Annotated in this window: 12 protein-coding genes; 8 read left to right on the top strand and 4 right to left on the bottom strand. The window is 60.8% G+C overall.

Going from position 1 to position 16,404, the window contains the following annotated elements:
• Positions 1-2: 2 nt before the first annotated feature.
• The gene (locus ACM6JQ_RS25150) at positions 3-1,922 is read left to right on the top strand and encodes a PAS domain S-box protein (protein WP_414894842.1); all 1,920 of its coding nucleotides are present in this window, start codon (positions 3-5) and stop codon (positions 1,920-1,922) included.
• A 77-nt stretch (positions 1,923-1,999) separates the two neighbouring features.
• Entirely contained in the window at positions 2,000-2,536 is a 537-nt protein-coding gene (locus ACM6JQ_RS25145; RefSeq protein ID WP_007914867.1) for a hypothetical protein, read from the top strand.
• Between the two features lie 420 nt (positions 2,537-2,956).
• Here the strand turns inward: ACM6JQ_RS25145 and ACM6JQ_RS25140 are convergent, their stop codons facing one another.
• From ACM6JQ_RS25140 to ACM6JQ_RS25125, 4 genes are all read right to left on the bottom strand, one after another.
• A complete protein-coding gene (locus ACM6JQ_RS25140) occupies positions 2,957-3,253 on the bottom strand; it encodes a hypothetical protein (RefSeq protein ID WP_007914865.1) in 297 nt (98 codons plus the stop codon).
• 187 nt (positions 3,254-3,440) lie between these two features.
• A complete protein-coding gene (locus tag ACM6JQ_RS25135; protein WP_414894841.1) occupies positions 3,441-4,784 on the bottom strand; it encodes a cation:proton antiporter in 1,344 nt (447 codons plus the stop codon).
• A gap of 90 nt (positions 4,785-4,874) precedes the next feature.
• A complete protein-coding gene (locus ACM6JQ_RS25130) occupies positions 4,875-5,732 on the bottom strand; it encodes a glucose 1-dehydrogenase (RefSeq protein WP_414894840.1) in 858 nt (285 codons plus the stop codon).
• Positions 5,733-5,940: 208 nt separating this feature from the next.
• Positions 5,941-7,095 (bottom strand): MalY/PatB family protein, encoded by a 1,155-nt coding sequence (locus ACM6JQ_RS25125; protein ID WP_414894839.1) that lies wholly within the window; start codon positions 7,093-7,095, stop codon positions 5,941-5,943.
• 334 nt (positions 7,096-7,429) lie between these two features.
• Here ACM6JQ_RS25125 and fdnG point away from each other — a divergent pair, with 334 nt between their 5' ends.
• From fdnG to selB, 6 genes are read left to right on the top strand one after another with little or no spacing between them, the layout of a single operon-like run.
• Positions 7,430-10,495, top strand: coding sequence for a formate dehydrogenase-N subunit alpha (fdnG, locus tag ACM6JQ_RS25120; protein ID WP_414894838.1), 3,066 nt, complete (start codon positions 7,430-7,432; stop codon positions 10,493-10,495).
• A 14-nt stretch (positions 10,496-10,509) separates the two neighbouring features.
• Positions 10,510-11,445, top strand: a complete 936-nt coding sequence (gene fdxH, locus ACM6JQ_RS25115; protein ID WP_008082738.1) for a formate dehydrogenase subunit beta — start codon at positions 10,510-10,512, stop codon at positions 11,443-11,445.
• Entirely contained in the window at positions 11,442-12,107 is a 666-nt protein-coding gene (locus tag ACM6JQ_RS25110) for a formate dehydrogenase subunit gamma (RefSeq protein ID WP_007914853.1), read from the top strand. Before fdxH ends, ACM6JQ_RS25110 begins: the two co-directional genes overlap by 4 nt.
• Before the next feature lie 3 nt (positions 12,108-12,110).
• Complete coding sequence (fdhE, locus tag ACM6JQ_RS25105; RefSeq protein WP_414894837.1) at positions 12,111-13,037, top strand: formate dehydrogenase accessory protein FdhE; 927 nt, start codon at positions 12,111-12,113, stop codon at positions 13,035-13,037.
• Between the two features lie 45 nt (positions 13,038-13,082).
• Positions 13,083-14,486, top strand: coding sequence for an L-seryl-tRNA(Sec) selenium transferase (selA, locus tag ACM6JQ_RS25100; protein WP_414894950.1), 1,404 nt, complete (start codon positions 13,083-13,085; stop codon positions 14,484-14,486).
• Positions 14,483-16,399, top strand: a complete 1,917-nt coding sequence (gene selB, locus ACM6JQ_RS25095) for a selenocysteine-specific translation elongation factor (RefSeq protein ID WP_414894949.1) — start codon at positions 14,483-14,485, stop codon at positions 16,397-16,399. The genes selA and selB overlap by 4 nt, the downstream gene beginning before the upstream one ends.
• The last annotated feature ends 5 nt before the right edge of the window (positions 16,400-16,404 follow it).

The raw sequence follows: 16,404 nt of genomic DNA, 5'->3' as shown, positions 1-16,404 counted from the left end.
TGATGAGCGAGAAAAACAAGACCGCGGCGATCGAAGAGATGCGTTTTCGTCTATTGATCGATGCGGTGGTCGACTATGCGATCTACATGATCGATCCCGACGGCATCATCACCAGTTGGAATTCCGGCGCCAAACGCTTCAAGGGTTATGAAGAGGCGGAAATCCTCGGCGAACATTTCTCCCGCTTTTATACCGCTGAGGATCGCGCCGCCGGCCTGCCGCAACGCGCGCTCGATACGGCGATTCGTGAAGGGCGCTTCGAAGGCGAGGGCTGGCGGGTACGCAAGGATGGCACCAACTTCTGGTCGCACGTGGTGATCGATCCGATCATTGATCCCAGCGGCAAGTTGCTCGGTTACGCCAAGATCACCCGCGACTTGACCGACCGCAAGATGGCCGAGGAAACCCTCAAGCAAAGCGAACAGCAGTTCCGTTTGCTGGTGCAGGGCGTCACCGATTATGCGATTTACATGCTCAGCCCCGAAGGCCGGGTCAGCAACTGGAACCAGGGCGCGCAGCGAATCAAGGGCTATCTGCCGGAAGAAATCATCGGCCAGCATTTTTCGATCTTCTATACCCCCGAAGACCGCGAACTCGGCGAGCCGCGGCGGGCGCTGGAAATCGCCACCCGCGAAGGCCGCTTTGAAAACAAGAGCTGGCGCATGCGCAAGGACGGCACGCGGTTTCTCGCTCATGTGGTGGTCGATGCGATTCGTGGTGACACCGGCACGTTGCTCGGTTTCGCCAAAATCACCCGCGACATCACCGAGGCCCACCTGGCGCAGCAAGCGCTGGAGAAAACCCGTGAAGCGCTGTTCCAGGCGCAGAAGATGCAGGCCATCGGCCAACTCAGCGGCGGCGTCGCCCATGACTTCAATAATCTGCTGACGGTGATTCTCGGTAACCTCGAGATCGTGCACAAACGCGTGGGCGATGATCCGAAAATCAGCCGCCTGCTGGAGAACGCCACTCAAGGCGCTTTGCGCGGCGTGTCGCTGACCCAGCGCATGCTGGCGTTCGCTCGCCGTCAGGAACTGAAGACCGAATCGGTGGATATCGCGCAATTGGTCCAGGGCATCACCGGGTTGCTGCGCAGCTCCCTCGGGCCGGGCATTCGTATCGATACGCGGTTTCCCGAAGATATCGAGCCGGTGCTGGCGGACACCAATCAGTTGGAGTTGGCGTTGCTTAACCTGGCAACCAACGCCCGCGACGCCATGCCCGATGGAGGTACGGTGAGCATCACTGCCGAACCGCAAGTGGTGCTTGAGCTGGGGCATTCGGACCTGCCAGCGGGGCGTTATGTCTGCCTCAGCGTAATCGACAGCGGGGAGGGCATGGATGAGCACACGCTGGCGTCGGCCAGAGATCCGTTCTTCACCACCAAAGGGCTGGGCAAGGGCACCGGACTGGGCCTGTCGATGGTCCACGGCTTCATGGAGCAACTCGGTGGCCGTTTCATCCTCAAGAGTGCAAAGGCCCAGGGCACTACGGCGGAACTGTGGATTCCGGTGGCCGTTGCGGGCACGGCCAACAAGCCGCCGCTGCCTCACGCCGAGCCGGTGGTGGTGTCGAGACTGAGCGTGCTGGTCGTGGATGACGATTCGCTGGTGTTGACCAGCACCAGTCTGCTGCTCGAAGACCTTGGCCATCGGGTGATCAGTGCGACGTCCGGTGCGCAGGCGCTGGCGTTGTTCGATCAGGGCGAGGTCATCGACCTGATGATCACCGACATGGCCATGCCGCAGATGAGCGGCGCACAACTGGCACATGCCGTGCGCGTGCTCAAACCGGATCTGCCGATCATCCTGGCCACCGGTTACGCCGAGCGTCTGGAAGGTTTTGCCGCGCAACTGCCACGGCTGCCCAAGCCGTTCACGCAAATGAATCTGGTGGCAATCATTGCTCAGTCGATGAAATAAAACGTCGGTCAATCCGTCTGAACTTGCGCGCCAACGGGGACTTCTAAAGGTTTTCCCCACCCCGGAGCATGCACTTTTTGTCTCGCATACTGACCGAGCCCACTGCTGAAGAAACCCTGACCGAACATAACGCCAAAATGTTCGGCTCACCCAAGGAACGGCTGGATTTCTATCGGCGGGAGATCCAGTACGAAACCAGCATCCTCGCCAACCGCACCGACGCCTATCTGGCGGCGCAATCGTTTCTGGTGATCGCCTTTGCGTCCTGCATGGCCAACCTCAACCCGGAGTGGGGCAAGTTGTTCACGCTGGTGGTACCACCGTTTCTGGCACTCCTCGGGTTGCTTAGCTCGCTGAACGCCTGGCCGGGGATTCGCGCGGCGTACGACATCATCGATCACTGGCATTTCAAGCAGAGCCACTTGCTCCACAGCGAACCGCTGATGGGCCTGGCGTATGACGAGTCGCCGCTGTTCAGCGAGATGGAATCGAGCCACAAGGGTTATCGCAAGTCGCTGCTGTTTTCGGTACGCACGCCGTGGATTTTTGCAACGTTCTGGGTGTTGCTGGGGAGTTATGCGGTGTTTATTCAGGTGACCAATCCTGGGGGGTGATGGGCAGCTCTGGAAGAGCCCGGCCTATGTGGCCGGGCTTTTTCATTCGCTTGGATTTTGTGTTGCCATTCAGATCGATCCCCCTCACCCCAGCCCTCTCCCCCAAGGGGGCGAGGGGGAAGGGAGCAGATTTTTGTGCTGTTCAAAATCTGCGTTCGGCTCGGTACCTCAGGCCAAAGTTCGCGTTCAACTCGGAATCTCAGGTCGGCGTACCTCAACCATCCACCTCACCCTAGCCCTCTCCCTCTGGGAGAGGGCTAGGGTGAGGTGCTGTCAAGGTTCGCACCGTAGTGAGCCGGTCCTCGTCGTATTCAAAAATCCGCGTTCGACTCGGTATCTCAAGTCGGCGTATCCCGACCATTCACCTCGGTCAGTTCCCTCTCCCTCTGGGAGAGGGCTAGGGTGAGGGGCTTTTCTGCCTCACTCCACAGTTTCAAGCTCTCGACGCAGCGCCATTGAGTTTTGCGAGGACATCGGGATCGGTGGGAAGTCCTCGTTCAGGACGCACAAATGGTCGATGGCGTCTTCAAACATCGAGTCGGCTTTCTTGCGCAGTGCGCGGTAGCGCTCAAACTGCTCAATGTCCAGATCGGCCACGTCAAGCAGCGCATTGGCCGCTCGATTGAGGGTGTGGGCGTTATCGAACAATTGACGATTGCGTTCCAGAGCCAGTGCTCTGCAAGCCTTGATTTGCGCAGGAGTCGAGCATTCTTTCATGACCGTGACCTTTTTCTTCAAGGATTCCGTTTCATAGGCGTAGCGCCGCAGGGGAACCGAACCTGCCGGGCCTCGCCGGACGTATCCGGCGAGGGGTTATGCTTGTGACTGCCGGTGATTAAGCAGGGATCCATTTTTTTACAGAAAAATGTTCGATCAATTAGTCGATAAAACTCGGGATTAAAAATCAGGATTTTTGTTTCTTGTGCTGCTCATAGCGAGCGAGGATCGGTTGTGTGCTGATGCCATGCAGCAAAATGCTCAGTGCCACCACCGACAAGGTCAGGTCGGTACACAAGGTGGCGACGCTATCGGTCAGCCCGTGATTCAAGCCGTAAAACAGATAGAACAGGCTACCGATCCCGCGAATGCCGAACCAACCAATCAACAGCCGTTGGCGTCCCTCCAGCAATGCGCCCCAAGGCATCAACGCAACGCAGGCCGGGCGGATCAGGCAGAACAGCACGCCGCCCACCAGTAACGCCCGCCAATCCCAATGCGCCACTAGCACCACGCCGAGCAGGGTTACCAGAAACACTTCCATGGCGCGCTCGACCAGACCGCCGAATGACAGCATGTCGCCCATCATGATGCCGGCGGCGACCTGGTCACTCTCCAGCCGTTCCGTGTCGCCGTGCACCGCGTGCCGCGGCTCGACGTTCTGGTGGCCGACCACTGGTTGCACCAGATGCTCGGCGGGTGGCTGCCCTGCGCCGGTGGATTTCACTTCGACCTGACGCAGGCCCAGCCCGGCAGCAAACACCGACAGAAAGCCATAGCCGCCAATCGCCTCGGCGACGACATAGGCCAAGGCGATCAGTGACAACGCCAGATAGTCATTCGGACTGAGCGTGCTGTCGTCATTGCGGATACGTAGCGAAAGCGTCACCCGACCGATACCGCGCCCCATCCAGTAACCGGTGAGCAATCCTGCGGGCACCGCCCACAATAAATTGCGCAGAACCCAGCCCTGCCACTCGGCGGCAGAGCCGTCACCGTGGATCAACAACAAACCGAGAATCACAAACGGAAAGGCCACCCCGTCATTCAGCCCGGCCTCACCCGACAGGCCGAAACGCACGCTGTCGACATCCCGCGCATCGTTGACCTGCACCAGCGCCGCCAGCACCGGATCGGTCGGTGCCAGAATCGCGCCGATCAACAGCGACGGCCCCCAGGGCAAGCTCAACGCAAAGTGCAGCAGCAGACAAACCCCGGCAATGGTCAGCACCATCACTGGCCCGGCGAGGCCAAAGGCGATTCGCCAACGTTTGTCACTCAGCGGCAGGCGCAGCTTCAGGCCGCAGACGAACAGGGAGAAGAGCACCGCGACTTCCGTCAGGTGCTCCATCCACAGCGAGGCGTCTTCCAGGGATAACTTCAGCAGATCGAGGCCACTGGGGCCGATGCCTATCCCCAGCAACAAGCAAACTGCTGACGTGGTCACCGGCATCCAGCGCAGATACGACGAGGTCAGTGCCAGGGTCAGCAGGACGGCGCCGAGTACGGCGACCCACACGATAAAACTCATGATCTGCCGCCCTCAAATGTTTGATCTGACGGCAATCGCACCGTGTTCAATGGGCCTTCAGTTGTACTGTAGGCGTTGGCGAAGGCGTCATCACAACATCGGTTTACCACCGGTCACGCCATAGCGCTGGCCGGTGATGTAACTGGCTTCGTCCGAGGCCAGCAGCACGTAGATCGGCGCCACTTCAACCGGTTGCCCGGGGCGGCCGAGCGGGGTGTTGCCGCCGAAGTTCTGCACTTCTTCATCGGGCATGGTCGAGACAATCAACGGCGTCCAGATCGGCCCCGGTGCCACGCAGTTCACGCGAATCTCTTTCGGCCCGAGCATCTGCGCCAGACCGCCGGTGAAGTTGGCAATCGCGCCTTTGGTGGTGGCGTAGGCGAGCAGGGTGGGTTTGGGCATGTCCGAGTTGATCGAACTGGTGTTGATGATCGACGCGCCGGCACGCATATGTTTGATCGCGGCCTGACACAAGCGGAAGATTGCGGTGATGTTGACGTCGAAGGTCATCACCCATTCCTCGTCGGGGATTTCTTCGAAAGTTTCGTGTGTCATCTGGAACGCGGCGTTGTTGACCAGCACATCGATGCGGCCGAAGCGTTCAACGGTCTTGTCGACCAAGGCCTGGCAATGGGCTTTTTGCGCGATGTCGCCCGGCAACAGCAGGCATTGGCGCCCGGCCTGTTCGACCCAGCGCGCGGTTTCCTTGGCGTCTTCATGTTCATTCAAGTAGGCGACGGCAACATCGGCGCCTTCACGGGCGAAGGCGATTGCCACGGCGCGGCCGATGCCGCTGTCGGCGCCGGTGATGAGGGCGATCTTGCCGGCCAGCCGCCCGGAGCCGACGTAGCTTTGCTCGCCGCAGTCGGGGTAGGGCTGCATTTTGCCTTGCGAACCGGGAACGGCCTGGGCTTGTGCGGGGAAGGGTGGTTTTGGATAGTCGGTCATCGCGGGTCTCCGAGGTCTCAGGGCAGGTATGGGCGGTTGACCCGGTGTGTTTGCCGTGAGTTCGATCGGATTTACGCAGGTCTTCAGACTGAATAAAGAACCTGTGGGAGCTGGCTTGCCAGCGATAGCAATGTATCAGTCGACATTAATGTTGAATGTCAGACCGCTATCGCTGGCAAGCCAGCTCCCACAGGGTTTAGTGGTGTTTTCAGGTGTTGCGCTGAGTCAGGGCGCGCTCCATGCGGGCGATGCCTTCTTCCAGCAGTGAGCGCGGGCAGCCAAAGTTCAGGCGCACGAACTGCTGGTGTTGATCGCCGAAGTCCAGACCCGGGCTCAGCCCGACTTTGCCCTGCTCGAGGAAGAACTGCTGCGGGTTGTCCAGGTCCAGCGCCGAGCAATCCAGCCACGCCAGATACGTGCCCTGCGGCACATTGATGGTCACGCCAGGCAAGCGGCTGCGCACCGCTTCAACCAGCCAGTCGCGATTGGCTTGCAGGTAGGTTTTCAGCTCGGCCAGCCACGGTCCACCTTCGCTGTAAGCCACGCGCGTGGCTTCCATGCCCAGCGGATTGACGCTGTCGACCATGCCGCAACGGGCGTGGTTGACGCGTTCGCGCAGGGCGGTGTTCTGGATGATCATGAACGAGGTCTTCAGGCCGGCAATGTTGTACGCCTTGCTCGCCGACATCAGGGTGATGGTGCGCTCGGCGATCTCCGTGCTCAGCGACGCGGTCGGAATGTGCACGCGACCGTCGAAGCACAGTTCGGCGTGGATTTCGTCGGAGATGATCCAGGCGTCCTGCGCCGCGCAGATATCCGCCACCGCTTGCAGTTCCTCACGGCCAAACACCTTGCCGATCGGGTTGTGCGGGTTGCTCAGCAGCAGCGCGCCGCCACCGTTCAGCGATTCACGCAACACGTCCAGCGGCGTCAGGTAAGTGCCGTCAGCCTGCGCGACGAACTCCAGCTCGACCTTGTTCAACCCCCAATGCCCCGGCGCGTGGCGCAGCGGCGGGTAGTTCGGCACTTGCACCACAACGTTCTGCTGCGGCTGCACCAGCGCCTTCAAAGCCATGTTGAAGCCCGACTCGACTCCCGGCAGGAAGATCAGCTCTTGCGGTTTGACCTTCCAGGCGAACTTGGCCCAGAGGTCGGCGACGATGGCTTCACGCAAGTTGTCCTGCGCCACGCTGTAACCCACCAGCGGGTGCAGCAAACGTTGCTGCAATGCCTCGATCACCACCGGTGGCGCGGCGAAATCCATATCAGCGACCCACATCGGCAACACATCGGCCGAATAGCGGCTCCACTTGGTGCTGCCGGTGTTGTGGCGGTCGAATACCTGATCAAAATCGAAAGTCATGCGCGGTCTCGTGAAGGCGGGATTGGTCCTGCGGGCATGATAAACCCATGTCCCTTTGGAAACACACTCAAACCCTGTGGGAGCTGGCTTGCCAGCGATAGCGGTGGGTCAGTCACCATCATTGTTGGAGGAGCCGACGTCATCGCTGGCAAGCCAGCTCCCACAGGGTTTGCGGTTGTTAGCAGGAGTGCCGACAAACGGCCGACGGTCGGTTTTCACACAGATCGTGTGGTCATTGTCTACAGTGAAAAGGTCGGCAGACGTTTGCCGCAACCGTGATTGTCCAGATAAAACCCGGCAGCAGTACCGGGTTCCACCTGATCAGGAGTGCACGATGGATCTCAGCCGTCGTCAGTTCTTCAAGGTCGCCGGTATCGGCCTTGCAGGCTCGAGCCTGGGCGCGTTGGGCATGGCCCCGACGCCAGCCTTCGCCGAGCAGGTGCGCCACTTCAAGCTTGCCCACACCCATGAAACCCGCAACACCTGCCCGTATTGCTCGGTCGGCTGCGGTTTGATCATGTACAGCCAGGGCGACACCGCGAAGAACGTAGCGCAAAGCATCATTCACATCGAGGGCGACGCCGACCACCCGGTCAACCGCGGCACCCTCTGCCCGAAAGGCGCAGGCCTGCTCGACTTCATTCACAGCCCCGGCCGTTTGCTCTACCCGCAAACCCGCAAGCCGGGCAGCAGTGAATGGACGCGGATCAGTTGGGACGAAGCGCTTGACCGCATCGCCGACCTGATGAAGACCGATCGCGACGCCAACTTCATCGAAAAAAATGCCAACGGGCAAACGGTGAATCGCTGGCTGAGCACCGGGTTCCTCGCCGCGTCGGCGGCGTCCAACGAAGCCGGTTACATCACCCAGAAGGTGATTCGCAGTCTCGGCATGCTGGGGTTCGATAACCAGGCGCGTGTCTGACACGGCCCGACGGTGGCAAGTCTTGCCCCGACGTACGGCCGTGGTGCCATGACCAATACCTGGACCGATATCGCCAACGCGAATCTGATCCTGGTGATGGGGGGCAACGCCGCAGAAGCGCATCCGTGCGGCTTCAAATGGGTAACCGAGGCCAAGGCGCACAACGCTGCGCGGCTGATCGTGGTTGATCCGCGTTTTACCCGGACCGCTTCGGTGGCCGACTATTACGCGCCGATCCGCACTGGCACCGACATCGCCTTCATGGGCGGTTTGATCAATTACCTGCTGACCGAGGACAAGATTCAGCACGAATACGTGCGCAACTACACCGACGTGTCGTTCATCGTCAAAGCAGGCTATGGCTTCGAAGACGGCATCTTCAGCGGGTACGACGTGGCCAAACGCAGCTACACCGACAAGTCCGGCTGGGGTTACGAACTGGGCGAGGACGGTTTCGTCAGAGTCGACCCGACTCTGCAGGATCCGCGTTGCGTCTATCAATTGATGAAGCAGCATTACAGCCGCTACAACATCGACCTCGCCAGCCAGATCTGTGGCATGCCGGTCGACGCCATGCAGAAAATCTGGGAAGAGATCGCCACCTGCTCGATCCCGGGCAAGACCATGACGATTCTCTACGCCCTCGGCTGGACGCAGCACTCGATCGGCGCGCAGATCATCCGCAGCGCGGCAATGGTGCAACTGCTGCTGGGCAACGTCGGCATGCCAGGCGGTGGCGTCAATGCCTTGCGCGGTCACTCGAACATTCAGGGACTGACCGACCTTGGCTTACTCTCCAACGCACTGCCGGGCTACCTGACCCTGGGCAGCGACATGGAGCAGGATTACGCCCAGTTCATCCACAAACGCACGCAGGTTCCGCTTAGACCCGGACAGCTTTCCTACTGGCAGAACTACAGCAAGTTCCACGTCAGCCTGATGAAGTCGTGGTACGGCGCCAACGCCACCGTCGAGAACAATTGGTGCTACGACCATTTGCCGAAACTCGACATCCCCAACTACGACGTCCTGAAGATGTTCGACCTGATGAGCCAGGGCAAGGTCAACGGCTACTTCTGCCAAGGCTTCAATCCGATCGCGGCACTACCGGACAAGAACCGCGTGATGGGCGCGCTGGCCAAGCTGAAATGGCTGGTGGTGATGGACCCGCTGGCTACCGAAACTTCGGAGTTCTGGCACAACGTCGGGCCGTACAACGACGTGAAAAGCGCCGAGATCCAGACCGAAGTCATTCGCCTGCCGACCACTTGTTTTGCCGAAGAGGACGGCTCGCTGGTCAACAGCAGTCGCTGGCTGCAATGGCACTGGAAAGGTGCCGATGGCCCGGGCGAGGCGCAGACCGACATCCGCATCATGAGCGAATTGTTTCTGCGCCTGCGCAAGCGTTATCAGGCCGAGGGCGGCAAATTCCCCGATCCGCTGTTGAAACTGACGTGGCCGTACAAGATCCCCGACGAGCCTTCGCCGGAGGAACTGGCCAAGGAAATCAACGGCAGTGCCGTGGCTGATTTCACCGACGCCACGGGTGTGGCGGTGAAGGCTGGCTCGCAACTGGCCGGATTCGGCTTGCTCAAGGATGACGGCAGCACCGCGTCTGGCTGCTGGATCTTCGCCGGCAGTTGGACCGAGGCCGGCAACCAGATGGCCCGCCGCGACAACAGCGACCCGTTCGGTATGCATCAGCATCAAGGCTGGGCGTGGGCCTGGCCGGCCAACCGGCGAATTCTCTACAACCGTGCTTCGGCGGACGTCGCCGGCAAACCGTGGGATCCGAAAAAACGTCTGGTGTGGTGGAACGGCAAGGCCTGGACCGGCACCGACGTACCGGACTACAAAGCCGATGTACCACCGGAAGCCGGAATGAACCCGTTCATCATGAACCCCGAAGGCGTGGCGCGATTCTTCGCCGTCGACAAGATGAACGAAGGACCATTCCCCGAGCACTACGAGCCGTTCGAAACGCCGATCGGCATCAACCCGCTGCACCCGCAAAACAAGAAAGCCACCAGCAACCCGGCGGCGCGGATCTTCGATTCGGTCTGGGAAACCCTCGGCGAGGCCAAGGACTTCCCGTACGCCGGCACCAGTTACCGGTTGACCGAGCATTTCCACTTCTGGAGCAAGCACTGCAAGTTGAACGCAATTGCTCAACCGGAGCAGTTCGTCGAAATCGGCGAAGTGCTGGCGAAAGAGAAGGGCATTGCTGCCGGTGATCGCGTACGCGTCAGTTGCAAGCGCGGCTTTATCGAAGCGGTGGCAGTGGTGACGAAAAGGATCCGGCCGTTGCAGGTCAACGGCCAAGTCGTGCATCAGATCGGCATCCCGCTGCACTGGGGGTTCACCGGTTTGACGCGTCACGGTTATCTGACCAACACCTTGGTGCCGTTCCTCGGCGATGGCAACACACAGACCCCGGAATCCAAGTCATTCCTGGTCAACGTGGAGAAGCTCTAATGGAGAATCTTTAAATGGCCAGCCAAGACATCATTGCCCGCTCGGCCACTACCACCGTGCCGCCATCGGTGAGGAATCAGGAGGCGGTGGCCAAGCTGATCGACACCACCAAATGCATCGGCTGCAAGGCCTGTCAGGTCGCCTGCTCGGAATGGAACGAGCTGCGCGACGAGGTCGGCCACAACCACGGCACCTACGACAACCCGCAGGATCTGAGCGCCGAAACCTGGACGTTGATGCGCTTCACCGAGCATGAAACCGACGCCGGCAACCTCGAGTGGCTGATCCGCAAGGATGGCTGCATGCACTGCGCCGAGCCCGGTTGCCTGGCGGCGTGCCCGAGCCCCGGCGCGATCATCAAACACGCTAACGGCATCGTCGATTTCGATCAGGATCACTGCATCGGTTGCGGTTATTGCATCACCGGTTGCCCGTTCAACATTCCGCGCATTTCGCAGAAGGATCACAAAGCCTACAAGTGCACCTTGTGTTCCGATCGCGTGGCGGTAGGGCTGGAACCGGCCTGCGTGAAAACCTGCCCGACCGGGGCCATTGTGTTCGGCACCAAGGAAGACATGAAGGAACACGCTGCCGAACGCATCGTCGACCTGAAAAGCCGTGGCTTCGAGAATGCCGGTCTGTATGACCCGGCAGGCGTTGGCGGCACACATGTGATGTACGTGTTGCACCACGCTGACACACCAACGATCTACGCCAATCTGCCGCAGGATCCGGCGATCAGCCCGTTGGTGGGCCTGTGGAAAGGCATCAGCAAACCCTTGGGCCTGTTGGCCATGGGCGCCGCGGTGCTGGCCGGGTTCTTCCATTACGTGCGCATCGGCCCGAATCGGGTGGAAGAGGATGAACACCCGACACCACCCGACACCTCGGTGCACGTTGTCGATCCGGCAGTGCACACCTTCGATCCACGCGGGGAGGACCGGCCATGAGCAACAAGACGATCTTGCGTTATACCGCCAACCAGCGCACCAATCACTGGCTGGTGGCAATCCTGTTTTTCATGGCCGGGCTGTCCGGGCTGGCGTTGTTTCATCCGTCGCTGTTCTGGCTCAGCAACCTGTTCGGCGGCGGGCCGTGGACGCGGATTCTGCATCCGTACATGGGCATCGCCATGTTCGTGTTTTTCCTCGGTCTGGTACTGAGTTTCTGGCGCGCCAACTTTTTCATCAGCAACGACGGCAAGTGGATGCGCCGCATTGACCGGGTGCTGGTCAACGATGAAGAAAGCGTGCCGCCGGTGGGCAAATACAACGCCGGGCAGAAGCTGCTGTTCTGGACTTTACTGCTGTGCATGCTCGGTTTGCTGTTTACCGGGCTGGTGATCTGGCGCGCCTGGTTCAGTGCGTATTTCGGCATCACCGTGATTCGCTGGGCGATGCTCCTGCATGCACTGGCCGGGTTTATTCTGGTGCTGAGCATCATCATTCACATCTACGCCGGGCTGTGGATCAAGGGTTCGGTGGACGCAATGATGCACGGCTGGGTCAGCCGCGCCTGGGCCAGGAAACACCATGAACTCTGGTATCGCGACATCACCCGCGACGAACGCCAACCGGATGTGCCGGAACGACCGATCACCAAAAAGGGCTGACTCTTGCCAACCATTCTGGAACCTGGGGAAATTGAAGCGGCGGCGAGTTCGCCGCCGTTTCTGCATCTGCCGCCTTCGAACCTGTTTGCGCTGCGGGCTGATCGACTGGAGCAACTGGCCGAGGGGCATGCGCTGGCTGAATACCTGCGACTGATTGCCGGATTGTGCCGGGTGCAGCAGCAGGTCTTCGACGATCCGCCGTTGACGGCGCCGTTCGATCAACAACGGATTGAAGCCTGTCAGCAGCATGGTTTGCCGCCGTTTGCCGCCGATACGTTGGTGCGCGAAGAGGGCTGGCAGGCTTACCTTGAAGCTTTGCTGCAGCGTTATGAACCTGCTGAGCAACCTGCCGTCATTGATGCGGTGACGACGTTGCGGGTCGCCAGTTCGGGCCAGTTACGCGCGTGGGCGGTGGCGCTGGTCAGTGGCCAATACACAATGGTGCCCGCGCAACTGGTGCCGTTTCTCGGTGCGGCGCTGCAAGTGGCGTGGAGTCATTGGTTGCTCAGCGCGCTGGATTTGAAACTTAAACCCGGCGACAGCCTCAGCCAATGCCCGGCGTGCGGTTCACCGGCGATGGCCGGGGTCATTCGCCATCGCGGCAAGCACAATGGTTTGCGTTATCTGGTGTGTTCGCTGTGTGCCTGCGAATGGCATGTGGTGCGGGTCAAGTGCGTGTATTGCGAGTCGAGCAAAGGGCTTGATTATCTGAGCCTCGAGGACGATCGCCACGCTGCAAATCAGGCACCGTTAAGGGCGGAGGTCTGTCCGGGGTGTAACAGTTATCTGAAACTGGTGTATCTGGAAAACGATGCCGATGCCGAGGCGTTATCAGCAGATATCTCCAGTCTGCTGCTGGACATGCGCCTGGCGCAGGACGGTTATCAGCGGCTGGCACCGAATCTGTTGCTGGCACCGGGAGACGAATGAACTGAGCGTCTACACTCTGGCGCAGTGATCTGTCTCCAGGAGTGGCTGATGTCCCTGCGGTTACCTTCCATTGATGGTCTGTTGCGTCATCCTGCGTGTGGGCCTTTACTTGAGCGTCACGGCCGTGAGTCGCTGCTGGCAAGTTTGCGTCAGTTGCTCGATGAGCTACGTTCCGGCGTGTTGAACGGGCAATTGTCAGCCGTCGAAATCAGCCCCGAAGTGCTTGCCGGCCGCGTCGGTGAACGTCTGGCCCAGCAACAGCGCAGCAACGTACGCCGCGTGTTCAACCTCACCGGCACCGTCTTGCACACCAATCTGGGCCGCGCCTTGTTGCCGGACGAAGCCATCGACGCCGTGCAAATGGCCGCGCGTTATCCGCTCAATCTGGAATTCGATCTGGCCAGCGGCAAACGCGGTGATCGTGATGACCTGATCGAAGGCCTGATCCGCGAACTGACCGGCGCCGAAGCCGTCACCGTGGTCAACAACAATGCCGCCGCCGTGCTGCTGACGCTCAACAGTTTGGGCGCGCGCAAGGAAGGCATCATTTCCCGTGGCGAGCTGATCGAAATCGGCGGCGCCTTCCGCATTCCCGACATCATGGCCCGTGCCGGTGTGCGTCTGCACGAAGTCGGCACGACCAATCGCACCCATGCCCGCGACTACGAAGCGGCGATCAGCCCACGCAGCGGTTTGATCATGCGCGTGCATGCGAGCAACTACAGCATCGAAGGTTTTACCGCGCGGGTGCCGACTGCTGAACTGGCCGAGCTGGCCCATCGACACGGCTTGCCGTTGCTGGAAGACCTGGGCAGCGGCAGCCTGCTGGATCTGACCCGTTGGGGGTTACCGGACGAACCGACAGTGCGTCAGGCGCTGCTGGATGGCGCGGATATCGTCACCTTCAGCGGCGACAAATTGCTCGGTGGCCCGCAGGCGGGGCTGATCGTCGGGCGTAAAGAGCTGATCGCGAAGATCAAGAAGAACCCGTTGAAACGCGCGCTGCGGGTGGACAAGTTGACTTTGGCGGCGCTGGAAGCGGTGCTCGGGTTGTATCGTGATCCCGATCGCCTCGCTGAACGTCTGCCGAGTCTGCGCCTGTTGACCCGCCCGCAGGCTGAGATCTTCGCCCAGGCTTTGCGCTTGCAGCCCTTGATGGCTGAACGGTTGGGTGAGATCTGGCAGGTCAGTGCAGTCGAGGCCTTGGGCATGATCGGCAGCGGCAGCCAACCGGTGGCGCGTCTGCCGAGTGCAGCGTTGTGTTGTCGCCCGCAAGTCTCCAAGCGTTTGCGCGGGCGTTGCCTGTTGAATCTGGAAGCGGCGTTGCGCGCCTTGCCGATCCCGGTGCTCGGTCGTATCGACGACGATGCACTGTGGCTGGATCTGCGCCAACTCGACGATGAGCCGGCGTGGCTCGGGCAATTGCCGCAGTTGCAGGTCGATTCGTGATTGTCGGCACGGCGGGGCACATCGACCACGGCAAGACCTCGTTGCTGCAAGCCCTGACCGGACAAACCGGCGATCGCCGCCCGCAGGAGCGCGAGCGGGGGATGACCATCGACCTTGGCTATCTCTATGCCGAACTCGCACCCGGCGCCGGCCTGACCGGGTTTATCGACGTCCCCGGCCACGAGAAATTCACCCACAACATGCTCGCCGGCGCGCAAGGCATCGACTTGGTGTTGCTGGTAGTTGCCGCCGATGACGGCGTGATGCCGCAGACCCGCGAGCATCTGGCGATTGTCGAATTGCTCGGCATCCCGCGCGCTTTGGTGGCGATCACCAAATGCGACCGGGCCGAGGCGGGCAGGGTGGAAGAGGTGCAGCGGCAGGTGCTGGACCTGCTCGCTCCGGGGCCGTTTGCCGAGGCGCCGATCCTCACCGTGTCGAGCCTGAGCGGACAGGGCGTTGAGGCCTTGCGCGAGCTGCTGGTGCAGACGCAAAACGAAGTGCACGAACGCAGTCGTGAAGGCGCTTTTCGCTTGGCCATCGACCGCGCGTTCAGCGTTACCGGTGCCGGCATTGTGGTGACCGGAACGGCGTTGTCGGGCACGGTTGCCGTCGGCGACAAGCTCATCCTCGGGCCATCCGGAAAATCGTTACGCGTGCGTGGCTTGCACGCGCAGAATCAACCCGCCGAACAGGCCTACGTCGGCCAGCGGGTGGCGTTGAACCTGACCGGCGAACGCCTCGAACTGGCGCAGATCCGTCGCGGTCAGTGGCTGCTGAGCGAGTGGCTGCACGCGCCGACGCAGCGGGTCGACATCGACTTTCAACTGTTACCCGGTGAACGCACCTTCGAACACTTCCACTCGGTGCACGTGCACCTCGGCACGCAGGATGTGATTGCACGGGTGGCGTTGCTCGAAGGCCCGCGCCTCAGTCCCGGCGAACACATGTTCGCGCAACTGCTGATCAATGCGCCGGTGCACGCGGTGAAAGGTGATCGGCTGATCCTGCGCGACCAGAGCGCACAACGCACCTTGGGCGGCGGCCAGGTCCTCGACCCGTTCGCCCCGGCGCGACAGCGTCGTAGCCCGGAACGTCTAGCGCAATTGCGCTCCTTGGTCTCGGACGACGAGTTCGAACAGGTCCTGCCCGTGTTGCTCAACTACAGTGCGGGCGGCCTCGACCCGCTGAGGCTCGAACGTCAGTTCAATCGTCCGCGCTCAACGTGGGCGTTAGCGGAAAACGTACGCCTGATCGACACGCGCCAAGGCCAGGTGCTGTTTAACGTGCAGCGCTGGGCACAGTTGAAGTTCACCCTGCTAGAGCAACTGGCGCAGTTCCATGAACTGGAACCCGACCAGATGGGCCCGGATCGCGATCGCCTGCGCCGCTTCAGCGGCTTGGCATTGGAGCGCTCGACGTTTGTCAGTTTGCTGGATGAATTGCTCACCGCCGGATCGATTCAGGCAAGCGGACCGTGGCTGCATTTGCCGGATCATCAGGTGCGCCTGAATGCCGAGGACGAAAACCTCTGGCTAGGAATGCAGCCGTTGTTCGAACAGGCCGGTTTCGACCCGCCATGGCTGCGCGACATCGCGAAAATGCTCGGTCAGGACGACGCCGTCGTACGCCTGCTGCTGCGCAAACTGGCGCGGCTCGGTCTGATGCATCAAGTGGTGCGCGACCTGTTTTTGAGCGACGTGCAACTGCGCCAAATGGCCAACGTGTTGCTCCAACTGGCCAGGGAAAATCCGCAGATCCAGGTGACAACCTTCCGTGATGCGCTAGGCTTGGGTCGCAAACGCTGCATTCAGTATCTGGAATATTTCGACCGCGTCGGCCTGACCCGACGCATAGGCGAATCCCGCCAGATCCGCCCCGACAACGCGCTGGCCCACGCCAACGCACAATGAGTTCA

It is taken from the genome of Pseudomonas sp. IT-232MI5, assembly GCF_949767845.1.
Taxonomy (GTDB): Bacteria; Pseudomonadota; Gammaproteobacteria; order Pseudomonadales; family Pseudomonadaceae; genus Aquipseudomonas.
This window is presented reverse-complemented; position numbering and strand designations above follow the sequence as displayed.